This window comes from Chitinophaga sp. CF418, assembly GCF_900142925.1.
Classification (GTDB): Bacteria; Bacteroidota; Bacteroidia; order Chitinophagales; family Chitinophagaceae; genus Chitinophaga.
In genome coordinates this window covers 71,696-84,381 of sequence record NZ_FRCN01000011.1, presented here as the reverse complement: position 1 = coordinate 84,381, position 12,686 = coordinate 71,696, and the positions used below count along the sequence as shown (strand labels likewise).

Here is a 12,686-nt window from a genome sequence, read left to right as displayed (position 1 = left end):
GTAATACGTTTTAAACATGGCCTATACATGACGTATACATGCCTTTACCATGCTTTTACCATGCCTTTAGGCTGGACTTAAGTTGGACCTGTAGCATACAGAAATGGGACGATCGCCTTATTTGCTGGCGGCCAGTTTATGTATTTCCCCTGCCAGGCGTTCCCATGAGTACTGTTTCTTTTCCACGCGAACAGCGGCTGTCATATCGGCTTCGCGATTATCCCGGTAGTATTTTTCGATAGCGGCGGCAATATCCGCGGGTTCCGGTTCGCACTGGAAGCCCACAATGTTGTCGGGCACCATCTCTACCAGGCCGCCTACCCGGGTCACCACCATTGGCTTTTCGAAATGGTAAGCGATCTGGGAAATACCACTCTGGGTAGCACTCTTATAGGGCTGTACCACCAGGTCAGCTGCGCAGAAGTAGTTCTTTACAGCATCATTGGGGATGAAATCGGTATGCATGAGTACCCTGTCGCCCAGTTGCAATTGTTCCAGCAGCTGGTGGTAGGGAGCGGCATCCTCATAGAATTCTCCAGCCACGATGAGGTGTATGTCCATCTGTTTCATTCGTTCGTCAGCCATGGCACGGAGCAGGAGGTCCAACCCTTTGTACTGGCGGATAAAGCCGAAGAAGAGGATATATTTTTTGTCTTGTTGCAGTTTCAGTTGTTCCCTGGCCACGGATTTGGATACGGCAGGACCGTAATTGTCGTAGATCGGGTGGGGGATCAGGGAGGCCGGTTTGCCGGGTTCGAACAGCCGGAGGTCGTCCAGTACGGACTGGCTCATGGCGATGAAGGCATCTACGGGTTTCAGGAAGTACCTTGTAAAGGGTACATCCCCGGCTCTTTTTTCGTGTGGTATCACATTGTCCAGGATGGAAACCACCCGGGTATTTTTGCCTTTTCCAAGGCGGAGCAGGCTGCCGAGACAGGGGCCCATCAACGGTAACCAGTATTTGGTGACGATGAGGTCCGGTTGCCATTTGCGGATCATGCGGCCGACTTTCAACCAGTTCAGCGGATTGATAGAGTTGATCAGCCTGCGTATTTTCAGGTGTGGCGGCGCCGGTTCTGTAGCGTACTGGCTCTTACCAGGGAACAGGAATGAAGGATACTGTACGGTGAAGGTCCAGATCTCTACTTCCGCATCCTTTTGCAGTTCTTCCGCCAGCCTTTCATTGTATGCGGCTAGTCCGCCCCTGTAGGGCCAGGCCGGTCCGAGAAAGAGGATTTTCTTTTTGCCCATCAGCTATTATTTGGTTCGGTCCAGGATTGTTTCCACGAGATATTCATTCCTTTCAGGGGCGTTCCTGGTTACCAGTTCGCCGATGAAGCCGGTAAGGAATAACTGGGACCCTATGATCATGGCCAGCAATGCGAGGAAGAATATAGGACGTTCGGTCATCTTATATTGGGAATAGATAATTTTCTCAATTGCCAGGTATAATGCGATGCCGAAACCGATGATGAAAGAAAGTGTGCCCAGGGCCCCAAAAAGGTGCATAGGACGTTTTCCGAACTTACTGATGAACATAATGGAAGCCAGGTCCAGGAAGCCGTTAATAAAGCGTTCCAGGCCAAACTTGGAGGTACCATACTTACGTGCACGGTGTTCCACTACTTTTTCACCGATCATCCTGAAACCGTTCCATTTGGCGATCACAGGAATATAGCGGTGCATTTCTCCATATACCTCAATGCTTTTGATCACTTTTCTGCGATAGGATTTAAGTCCGCAGTTCATGTCATGGAGCCTGACACCGCTCATGCGGGTAGTGGTATAGTTATATAATTTGGAAGGGAGATTTTTAGTAAGGGCGCTGTCATAGCGTTTTTTCTTCCAGCCGCTGACAAGGTCAAAGCCATCTTCTTTGATCATACGGTAGAGTTCCGGTATCTCGTCGGGGCTATCCTGCAGGTCGGCATCCATGGTAATGATCACATCGCCCTGGGCGGCCCTGAAGCCTTCATTGAGGGCGGCGGATTTACCATAGTTACGCTGGAATTTGATCCCTTTCACATTCGGGTTAGCTGCTGCCAGCTGCTGGATTATATCCCAGGAATTATCAGTGCTGCCATCGTCTATCATCCATACCTCATACGAGTACTGATGTTCCTGCATGACACGGTCAATCCAGGCGGCCAGCTCGGGCAGTGATTCTTCTTCGTTTTTTAAAGGAACGATAACGGAAATATCCATGTTATATAACAATGTGTTTAGGATGCTATTCTATCTAATAAAGTGCCAATCTGAGTCCGCTACTTTTTACGGAGCGCAAATGCTATTATGGCAGACACGACAAAATACTGGAAAAGGCCGATGAGATAGGACATGAAGCTACCCGCGATGGTCACTGAAAAGTCCTGGTTCCTGATATCTGCCAATCCTTTATCATATTCGTCTTTGGGTGTGCCAATTGTGCGTAGCATGGGCGCCATGCTTTCATAACTTTTGATAGCGGCCTCTTTCATTTTCACAATGATGCCCGGGTCAATAAAATTAGCCAGCACATAAATGAAAATGCTGCTGATCAGCGATCCGATTACAAAAGTGGTAAAGACAGGCTGCAGGGCTCCCTTGAAATCAATATGGCCGCCCCTGGCTTTTTTCCGTTCCAGACCGGCCAGTACGCCGGTCATTCCAAACACAATCAGGAGGAGGATGCCGTATTTCAGGCTAAACAGCATAGGTATATCGGTAAAATACAGGGCGACGCCGATAGCGATGGCGACTAAACCGCCTATCAGTCCCCATTTTACACCGGGATTAGGATATGATGCATTACTCATAGTACACGAATGACTTTTTAAAGTTGGGCATATTGCCCGTTGATGGTCCCTTTCACACTTCCTTTCAATTCCGCGCCAATATACGCTGAATTTTTTGACCTGCTGGCCAGGTGATCTGCTGTGAGTACCCAATCCTCTTCCGGGTCGAATATGGTCAGATTGGCCGCTGCACCTTCAGTGAGGCTTAGTTCAGGCAGATTGAATATTTTGCGGGGCTGCGCAGAGAGCATCTCTACCAGTCTTTCCACAGATACTTCCGGCAGATGCTTGCGGAATACACCGAAGGCGCTTTCCAGTCCTATCATGCCATTCTTTGCATATTCAAACTCTACCTGTTTGGCATCCCAGTCCTGCGGCAGGTGATGGGTGGCGAAGCAGTCTATCACACCGGTCTTTACAGCTTCCTGCAGCGCTTTTACATCTTCTGCGCTACGCAGCGGAGGATTGAGCTTCAGGTGGGTATCATAGGTGACGAGGTGTGCATCGGTAAGCGACAGGTGATAAGGCGTTACGGAGCAGGTCACTTTGATGCCTTTGCCTTTGGCATTGGCAATGAGATCTGCTGATTTTCGTGTACTGATGCCTGTGAAGTGGATACGTGAGTCGGTATATTGCGCCAGCTCCAGGTCGCGCTGGATGATCAGTTCTTCCGAAATGGCGGGTTTACCCGGCATACCCAGCTGGGTGCTGTAGATGCCTTCGTGCATCAGGCCATGGGCAGAGATGCTCAGATCATCAGGAAGCTGGATAATGGTGCCGTTAACTGCTTTTACATACTGCAGGGCTTTCAGCATGATACCGGGCGACTGGATAGGTTTCAGTCCGTCAGAAAATGCTACGGCCCCGGCCAGCTGCATTTCATACATTTCAGCAAGGGAGGTACCTTCCAGGTTCTTGGTTACCGCTCCTATAGGGAGCACCTGTACGACACTGTTGCGGGTGCGGCTGAGCACATACTCGATCTGCGGTTTTGTGTGAAGCGCCGGCTGTGTATTGGGCACTATCAGTACGGTGGTGTATCCACCCCTGGCCGCTGCGGCAACCCCACTCTGGAGATCTTCCTTATATTCCTGGCCAGGATCGCAGAAGTGCGCGAAGATATCCGTCCATCCCAATGAAACATGCAGATTATTGCCAGTCACCACCCGGGCCTGAGCGGAAGAAATGTCCTTCCCGATCTGGCGGATGATGCCGTTCTCAATCAGAATATCCTGCTGTTGCCCGTGAAAAGGGGATGCTGGTGCGACTATCTGTACGCTTTTGAGTAATATGTGCATGCTTTAATACTAACTGTGTCTATAGCTTGTCTGAGAAAAAATACCGGCTGCAAAAGTAATAGAAATTCAGGATAGGGCGTGCAACCGGAGGGATTTTACTTTCTATTTATTAATAAATATTTATATATTTGCGCCGATTTGAGCCATTTTCTTTAAAAGGGGACCAGCATTAGTAAATAGAAAACCCAAAGTATTGTCGAAGTTATACCCGACCTATGATCGTTTCGTAACGTGCTTACGGCCATTAACCCTGTTAATCGCTGTCATTTGTTGTTCGTTTTACAAGCTGCATGCACAACGGCTGGATGCTATAGGAAAAGAGAAACCAATTAAAATTACTGGAGGTCTTGGTCTTGAACAAATTGCTTACTGGTCCTCAGGACTGGGAGAGGGACGCAGAGATCCCTACAATTTCTTCCTGAACGGTAACCTGAATATTGATCTGTATGGATGGTCCGTACCATTCAGCTTCACTTATTCCAATCAGAGTAATGTAGCGTTTTCCCAGCCTTTCAATCAATATGGCCTGACGCCGACCTATAAATGGGTAACGGGTCATATCGGTTATTCCAGCATGAACTTTTCCGGTTATACACTGGCAGGTCATCTCTTTAACGGGATCGGTGTTGACCTGGCGCCTCCGGGCCGCTTTAAGTTCAGCGTGATGTATGGCCGCCTGCAGAAAGCAGTGGAGGCAGATACCTCTCGCCCTGAGATCATACCGGCATACAAGCGTATGGGCTATGGTTTTAAGGCGGGATACAGTACCGGCAAGGACAATATTGAGGTAATGGTATTCAGGGGAAAAGATGACGAAAACTCTATCCGCCCTGTGCCACAGGGATATACGCTAACGCCACAGGAAAATGTGGCCATGGGCCTGAATATTTCCAAACAGTTCTTCGACCGCTTATTGTTTAACGCAGAAGTGGCGGTGAGCGCCCTGACAAGAGATACCCGTGCCGCATCCGACAGCCTGGGTGATATTAAAGCGCCTACCGGAGGATTGATCAGCAAGAACAGTTCTACCGCCATGTACACGGCTTATAAAACAGGTCTGAGTTACAATGGAGGGCATTATACGATAGGCCTCGGTTATGAATGGGTAGCACCGGAGTATAAAACACTGGGCGCCTATTATTTCACCAACGACTTCGAGAACATCACCGGCAACTTCCAGTTACGTATGCTGAAAGACAGGCTTACCGGCGCTCTGAACGCGGGTGTGCAACGCAATAACCTGCATAATGATAAGCTTAGCACGATGCGTCGTTTTGTAGGAGCACTGAATATCAGCTTTGCGGCTACGAAGAAGATGAACTGGAATTTCAGCTATTCCAATTTCCAGTCTTTCGTCAATATCCGTTCCGAGTTTGATTACCTGAATGAGCTGACCCCCTATGAGAACCTGGATACGCTGAACTATACCCAGTTATCCAGCAATGCTTCCGTAGGGTTTAACTACAACATCTCTCAGAGTAAAGAGAAAATGCAGATGTTCATCTGTAACGTTTCCTATATGGAATCGTCAGATAAACAGGGAGGGGTGAAGCAGGCTTCCGGCGCTACTTTCTACAACCTGAATGCTTCCTATAACCTGCAGCTGATACCGAAGAACATGTCGATCATGGCTGGGTTTAACGCCAACAGGAATAGCTCGCTCGACCTGGTAGCTGTTACATTCGGACCGACCCTGGGCGTGAATAAAAGTGTATTGAATAAGAAAATGAGATTGTCTGGTACCTTGACCTGGAATGGCAGCTTTACCAATGGTGAGAACACTTCCCGCATCCTCACTGCAAGAGCGGGTAGTGCTTATACAATCAAGAAAGTACATAGCCTTAACCTGGGGGTAACAGCCCTTAATCGTCAGAATACAAAAGGAAGCAATAAAAAGATATCCGAGTTAACCACAACGCTGGGATATAATTATAATTTTTAAAAGTACAGAGAAACCTTGCTTAGACTTACTAAATATATGTTGGGGGCGTTGTTGACGCTATTGCTGTGCTGCGGCAGGACCTATGCACAGACAAGTTATCCTGTAATGGCCACCATGCAGATCAATCCCCCGTACAGCCTGTACCTCAGCGACTATGCAGCACCCGATGTGCAGCGTATGCAGGTGCACATCCTGCTGAAAGACCTTACTGTCAGTGATTACAAATGCCGGCTAAGAATAAAGATCGAAGGCTTTGGCGTAACGCTGCAAAGTAAACCGGGCTTTTATACCGCACCTATCATCTTACAGGGGGGGGAGATGATCTCGCTCAGCGGGCCGGATCTGGCAACTTACCTGAATCCGCAGAACCTCCTGATACAGGGACTGGACAACAGTGCACTGACCAAACAGGGCGCTAAACTTCCTGAAGGTATCTACAAGTTTACTGTAGAGGTGATGGACTACACCCGCAATATTGTTGTCTCCAACCAGGGGAATGCCGTTGTATCTACTTTCCTCAGTTATCCACCTATTATCAATCTACCGATGGCCAATACCAAGGTAGATGCGATGGAGCCACAGAACGTCGTATTCCAGTGGATGCCCCGTCATACTGCCTCGTTCAACGCAGCGTTTAATGTGGCTTATAAATTCAGGCTGGTAGAACTGATCCCTGCAGACCGTGACCCTAACGATGCCCTGCGTACTACCCGTCCGGTATATGAAACCATGACGGCGCAGACCATGCTGGTATATGGGCCTGGCGAACCGATGCTGACGCCGGGAAAGAACTATGCGGTGCAGGTACAGGCCATTGAAGCGGAAGGAAAGGATATGTTTATCAACGACGGTTTCAGTGAAGCGGTGAGATTCACTTACGGTGAAAAATGTGGTGTACCGGCAGATGTGATGGCAGCAGTGTCGGGTAAGAATGAACTGAAACTGACCTGGCGATCAGGTGTTTCCCAGCAGGCATTTACTGTGCGTTACCGTGAGGCGGGAGATAATCCTTCACAGTGGTACGAGGAAACAAGTTATCTGCCACAATATACTATTACAGGTCTGAAGCCTGGTAAGAAATATGAATACCAGGTGAATGCCCAGTGTATATGGGGATATGGCGATTACTCTGTTGTACAGTCTTTCACTATGCCGAATGAAACCATGGAGACAGGCGATTTTGTATGTGGTAAGGTAGTGGGTGAAGGAGAGATCTCGAACCGTAAAGGACTGGAGCAATTGAAAGAAGGAGATGTGATCATCGCGGGCGACTTTAAAGTGGAAGTGAAGAAGGCGGAAGGCTCCAAAGGTTCATTCTCCGGAAGCGGAAAGATCAAGGTGCCCTTCCTGAATTTCGTGACATTGCCGGTTGTGTTTAAAAACATCAGTGTGAATACTGACAAGAAGATGTATGTGGGTGTGATAGAGTTGCAACGCGATGATATCGATACTGTCACTAAGAATATGAATGAGTCGCTGGACGGCTACCTGGAAAAGATCACGGACATCGTAGGCAAGATAGACACAGCAGGTCTTAAATCAATTGACGCTGCAGGTATGCTGGCAGAGTTGGAGAAAATGAAGGGATGGGATGAGCTGGACAATGCTACGCTGGAGAAGCTGGGCGAGATACAGAACAAGTTGCAGGAACTACAACAATTGCAGGAGTCTGAGAACATGACACCTGAAGAAAAGGCGACTGCTGCGAAGAAAGTAGCAGAGCAGCTGAAGAACCTGGCCAACCAGGCAAAAGCGCTCCTTGAAAAAGTGAAGGAAGAACTGAAGAAGCTGATGAGCATCTTCCGTAAGGGATTATCTGCCATGAAGGATGATTATTCTGCTGAGAAGATAGCCGCACTCAGAAAGGATTTTGAAGAGAAGTATAAGACTGCGAAGGAGTTCATCGACAAGTATAATGCACAGTTAGGATTCAAAGTGCCCGAAGAAGTGAATGATGCGGTGATGCAGACACTGACTGTTGCAGATACTGTGCTGACAAAGCTGCCAGAGGAAATAACAGCATTTACGGCAGCCCGTATGGCGCTGGACAAGGCTACGATATTAAAGATACTCGACGATAATAAATTACAGGACCAGGAAGAAAAAGTGATCAATGCATTGAGCATAAAAGATCAGCCGTTTAAAACATTTATCAGTAATGCATTGAAGACTGCAAAAGAAGATGATTTACTGCCGGATGTTAAAACGTCAATTTTAAACTGGGTTAACGGAATACTGGAGAAACTATGATGAAACGCCTATACCTATACCTCATTGCGTGTCTCTGCACATTACCGGGATTGGCCCAGCAGCGTACGCCGCTGGAGCAACACATCCACGATGCCTGGAAGATCATCCAGGAACGCAGGGTGACTGAGGGGATCAATGGTACCAATCTATACGACAAACTGAAAGATACTGCTGGTGGTTATAAACTGCCATTGGGAATCGGCGGTACTGACAACGGCAATCCGCCTGTGATTGTAGACAGTATCCGTTTCCTGCCCAATCATGCAGAGATCACCACATTCATGGTGGTAACACTTCCAGGTACAGATAAGGAGCTGATGTTTGCCGCCAGGGGCGTGCCGCTGAGCAGTGCCGGAGGACTTGTAGGCACTGCCCGTATGGAGCTGGTGAATAAGGTGCCTTTATATCTCTTTGGAGATAGCACTGCTATCACTTTTATGCCTGGTAAGACCTATGTGGAGTTTGACTGTAATGGTTTCAGAAAAATAGGACTGAGTGCAGAAGTAGACCTGAGCAGAAAACTCGTGAAGGTGAACAGTGATGGTACGCAGAACCTGACAGACAGAGTAAAAGGTAAGTTTGAGGTCACCGCCTCCAACCTGCACGATATCCTTGCTTCCGTGGCCATTGACCCTTTCCAGGTGAGAGGTGTGAAGAGTGTGACCTTTACCGTACAGGATGCGGTGATCGATCTGAGCGATGATAATAACAGCAGTGGAATGGTTTTCCCTGCGGAATATACTGCTGATGACAAGGCCTTCTGGCGTGGTTTCTACCTGCGCAGTTTTACGGTGGAACTACCCCGCGAAATAAAAGACAGGACAAGCAACAAGCCTAAAACACTCGCAGTAAGAAATGCGCTTATCGATGAAAAAGGTTTCAGTGGAGAGATTGCTGCTAAAAATTTAATTCCGCTGAAAGATGGTGATCTCGGTGGATGGTCATTCTCTGTAGATGAAGTTAAACTGAACTTCGTTGCCAACCAACTGACAGCTGGCTCTCTGGCCGGTGGCGTGAATGTACCTATTACAGGAGATACGACCCGTTTTGATTATAGTGCGGTGTTCCATCCGGGAGAGGAATATGTGTTCAATATCAAGCCTACAAAGAACGTTGAGTTCCCCATATTCACGGCTGATGTAGCACTCTTGCCTTCTTCCTACCTGGAAGTAGCAGTGAAAGACGGTAAGTTCCAGGCAATGGCAAGCCTTACAGGTACTTTGTCTATCCTGGGTAAAGCCGCTTCCGGTGAAAGCAGTAAGGGTACAAAATTGACTGTACCCGATCTCAAATTTGAGCAGCTGGTTATCTCCACACAAGCGCCATATATTCATAGCGGTACATTCGCTTTATCAGGCAGCTTAAATCTGCCGAAGATGGGCGGCTTTGGTATGTCTATCAGTAAGATCGCTTTTGTAAAGGATGGAGAGAAAAGAGGGCTGGCGTTTGATGTGGCGGTGAACCTGATGAACGCAAAAGATTCGAAGAATGGTTTTGCTGCTGATGCGTCTCTTGCCATCCTTGGAAAAGTAGATCAGGGGGATGATGGAAGACAACATTACCGGTTCAGTAATGTGAAAGTAAGCCGTATCGCGATAGACATCAACCAGGGCGCTTTTGCATTAAAAGGTAGTCTCGAATTCTTTGATGATAATGAGATATATGGCGATGGCTTCAAAGGTAATATAGGCGCCAGCATCAATATGTGTGGCGGCGCCCTTAAACTGGATGCTACTGCCTTGTTTGGTGCTGTGCAGGACCATAAATACTGGTATGCGGATATCATGGTCGATTTACCGACTGCCTTCCTGATCATACCGCCGGCTATTGCTTTGAAAGGTTTCGGCGGAGGTCTTTATTATGGCGTGAAGCCGATAGCATTGACGGACGATGCTTCCAAATATGAACTGGGCGCTACTTCCACAGGTATACGTTATAAACCTGATGTGAATGCAGGCATTGGTATCAAGGCATCTATCAAGTTCATAGCCGGAAGTGAAAAAGCGATCAATGGACTGGTAGCGTTCGAGATCTCCTTTAACAAGGGTGGGGGTGTGAACCGTATCACTTTCCGCGGACAATGTAATGTGCTTAGCATTCCGATGTTGAAGGGTATGGACATGATGAAATCCATGTACGCAAAACAGCTGGAATCTAACGACGGGCAGTCTGATAAATACGATCCTAACCAGGTCGTGCCGGAAGGAGTGATATCAGTAGGATTGATGGTGGATATTGACTTTGAGAACAGCATCTTCTTTGCCAACCTGAAGGCGTTCATTAATGTAGCTGGTATTATACAGGGTTCTGGTCCCCGCGGACTGGCAGGTGAAGGTGAGATCTATACAGGACCTGATGGCTGGCATATGTTTGTAGGTACGCCGGATCAGCCGATCAGCATCAGTATACTAAGCCTGGCGCGTGCCAGCTCTTACTTCATGGTGGGTAAGGACCTGCCGGGTAGTCCGCCGCCACCGGCCAACGTCAGCCAGATACTGGGAGGTATCGACCTCGACTACATGAGGGACATGAACTCCCTGAAAAGTGGTACCGGCTTTGCTTTCGGTGCCGGATTGAACTTCGATACCGGCGATATGTCTTTCCTGATGTTCTATGCGCGCTTCGCAGCAGGACTAGGTTTTGACATGATGCTGAAAGACTATGGAGATGCCTTCCATTGTGAAGGTAATTCAGGTCCTATCGGTATCAACGGATGGTTTGCGAATGGCCAGGTGTATGCTTACTTCCAGGGTAAAATCGGTATCAGGGTGAACCTGTTCTTCAAGAAAGGGAACTTTGATATTATTGACCTGGGTGCAGCTGTTGTGCTGCAGGCTAAACTACCGAATCCAACCTGGATGAGAGGTATAGTAGGTGGTAAGTTCAGGATACTCGGAGGTCTGATCAGCGGTAACTGTAAGTTTGAAGTAACACTGGGTAAAGAATGTAAGATCGTCAGCAACAACATATTTGCAGAAGCGGGTGTACAGGTGATTGGCGACTATACACCTTCCAAAGGAGCTACGGCGGTGGATGTTTTCACTGCTCCGCAGATCGTTTTCAATATGCCTGTAGGACAGGTATTCAATATTACGGATGATGCCGGTAAGCGACTGAGCTTCCGCGCGAGACTGGAATACTTTAATGTCAGAGAAGGGGCGAACAATATTCCGGCTACCATGGAATGGAATGATGATAATACTGTGGTGATCCTGAATACGCCTAACATTCTGCCGGGTGAGAAAACGCTCCGTATGACTGCCCGCGTGAGTTTCGAACAGGAAAGCAATGGCAGCTGGACGCCTTATCTGGTAGACGGGGTGCCTTATGCAGAAACCATCGAGAATGATTTTGTCACAGATAAAGAACCACTGGAGATCCGTCCTGATAACGTGGCTTATACCTATCCGGTGATCAATCAGCTGAACTACTATAAAGATGAAACTGATAAAGGATATATCCTGCTGAAGAAAGGCCAGGACAACCTTTTTGCGAAGGGTGATGATTTCAAACAGCTCTGCCGTATCACTGCAGACGGTGAGCCTGCGAGAGAGTTCACATTATTCTACACTACCGGTAAAGTGAGTTTCTCTATGCCGCGTGATCTGAAGAATGGTAAGGCCTACACCCTGCAACTGCTGCACGTGCCAACTGTAGGAGATCTGTCAATAGACAGGAATGTGACTACATCTTCCACCAATCAGGGCGCTGGTACCGGTAGTCTCACCGTACAGACGAAGCAAGCGGAAGGTAGCGTAAACAACCTGACAGAGCGTGTGATATATACCCTGCAGTTCAGGAGCTCCCTGTACAGCACATTCACTGAAAAGATCGATCGTGTACCGGCTACCTCAAGCAGCTGGCCGCTGGACAACGGTATCGATGAGCTCAGGTATATGATGAACAGCAATGAGTTGTTTGATGCACAAGAGGTTGATATAAATGGAAACAGTTCCATACTGCAGTTTGAAGCCATACTGGACGATAACCCCTGGTATAAGGAATACATCTACCCTTATGTATATGCAGGCTATCCTGTAGCGCCTTCCCTGAAACTGGGCTGGAGAAATACCGACCTGCTGGGTGCACCACCTGTGAAAGCGATCTACCTGAGACAAAATCCAACAGGACTGAAGCTGGATGCAAACAGCGTTGCTTTAGGCCAGGGATATGCATCATTCGTATACAATCTGCCTTATTATTTCGCATGGGATTTTGTACACATGCAGGCGAATGTGGTAAATGCCATGATCGGCGGTGGAGTGACCATCCCGGCTGAGATGAAGACAATCATGGAGAAACAATTCAGACGTATTACACCGGGCAACTACAGGTTTAAGATCAGGTATGTGCTGCCGGGTATCAATACAGTAACATCAGAAAAAACAATCACCGTTCCTTTTTCAGGGATATAAATAGAGA

The 12,686-nt window shown here is 47.9% G+C and carries 7 protein-coding genes; 3 read left to right on the top strand and 4 right to left on the bottom strand.

The window, feature by feature from the left end:
* Nucleotides 1-117: 117 nt before the first annotated feature.
* Genes F3I09_RS23030 through F3I09_RS23015 form a run of 4 tightly spaced genes read right to left on the bottom strand, consistent with a single transcriptional unit; the run spans nt 118 to nt 4,072 of the window.
* Nucleotides 118-1,251, bottom strand: coding sequence for a glycosyltransferase (locus F3I09_RS23030; RefSeq protein WP_149697409.1), 1,134 nt, complete (start codon nt 1,249-1,251; stop codon nt 118-120).
* 6 nt (nt 1,252-1,257) lie between these two features.
* The gene (locus F3I09_RS23025) at nt 1,258-2,205 is read right to left on the bottom strand and encodes a glycosyltransferase family 2 protein (RefSeq protein ID WP_149697408.1); all 948 of its coding nucleotides are present in this window, start codon (nt 2,203-2,205) and stop codon (nt 1,258-1,260) included.
* A gap of 59 nt (nt 2,206-2,264) precedes the next feature.
* On the bottom strand, nt 2,265-2,795 hold the full coding sequence (locus F3I09_RS23020) for a DUF4199 domain-containing protein (RefSeq protein ID WP_149697407.1): 531 nt from the start codon (nt 2,793-2,795) through the stop codon (nt 2,265-2,267).
* Between the two features lie 17 nt (nt 2,796-2,812).
* On the bottom strand, nt 2,813-4,072 hold the full coding sequence (locus F3I09_RS23015) for a dihydroorotase (RefSeq protein ID WP_149697406.1): 1,260 nt from the start codon (nt 4,070-4,072) through the stop codon (nt 2,813-2,815).
* 193 nt (nt 4,073-4,265) lie between these two features.
* On the opposite strand from F3I09_RS23015, the gene F3I09_RS23010 reads away from it, so the two are divergent.
* From F3I09_RS23010 to F3I09_RS23000, 3 genes are read left to right on the top strand one after another with little or no spacing between them, the layout of a single operon-like run.
* On the top strand, nt 4,266-6,014 hold the full coding sequence (locus F3I09_RS23010) for a hypothetical protein (protein ID WP_149697405.1): 1,749 nt from the start codon (nt 4,266-4,268) through the stop codon (nt 6,012-6,014).
* Between the two features lie 15 nt (nt 6,015-6,029).
* On the top strand, nt 6,030-8,264 hold the full coding sequence (locus F3I09_RS23005) for a fibronectin type III domain-containing protein (RefSeq protein ID WP_149697404.1): 2,235 nt from the start codon (nt 6,030-6,032) through the stop codon (nt 8,262-8,264).
* The gene (locus tag F3I09_RS23000) at nt 8,261-12,679 is read left to right on the top strand and encodes a hypothetical protein (protein ID WP_149697403.1); all 4,419 of its coding nucleotides are present in this window, start codon (nt 8,261-8,263) and stop codon (nt 12,677-12,679) included. The genes F3I09_RS23005 and F3I09_RS23000 overlap by 4 nt, the downstream gene beginning before the upstream one ends.
* The last annotated feature ends 7 nt before the right edge of the window (nt 12,680-12,686 follow it).

Excerpts from the sequence above, each read along its gene's own strand:
- F3I09_RS23030 (WP_149697409.1), bottom strand. The coding sequence starts at position 1,251 with ATGGGCAAAAAGAAAATCCTCTTTCTCGGACCGGCCTGGCCCTACAGG.
- F3I09_RS23025 (WP_149697408.1), bottom strand. The coding sequence starts at position 2,205 with ATGGATATTTCCGTTATCGTTCCTTTAAAAAACGAAGAAGAATCACTG.
- F3I09_RS23020 (WP_149697407.1), bottom strand. The coding sequence starts at position 2,795 with ATGAGTAATGCATCATATCCTAATCCCGGTGTAAAATGGGGACTGATA.
- F3I09_RS23015 (WP_149697406.1), bottom strand. The coding sequence starts at position 4,072 with ATGCACATATTACTCAAAAGCGTACAGATAGTCGCACCAGCATCCCCT.
- F3I09_RS23000 (WP_149697403.1), top strand. The coding sequence starts at position 8,261 with ATGATGAAACGCCTATACCTATACCTCATTGCGTGTCTCTGCACATTA.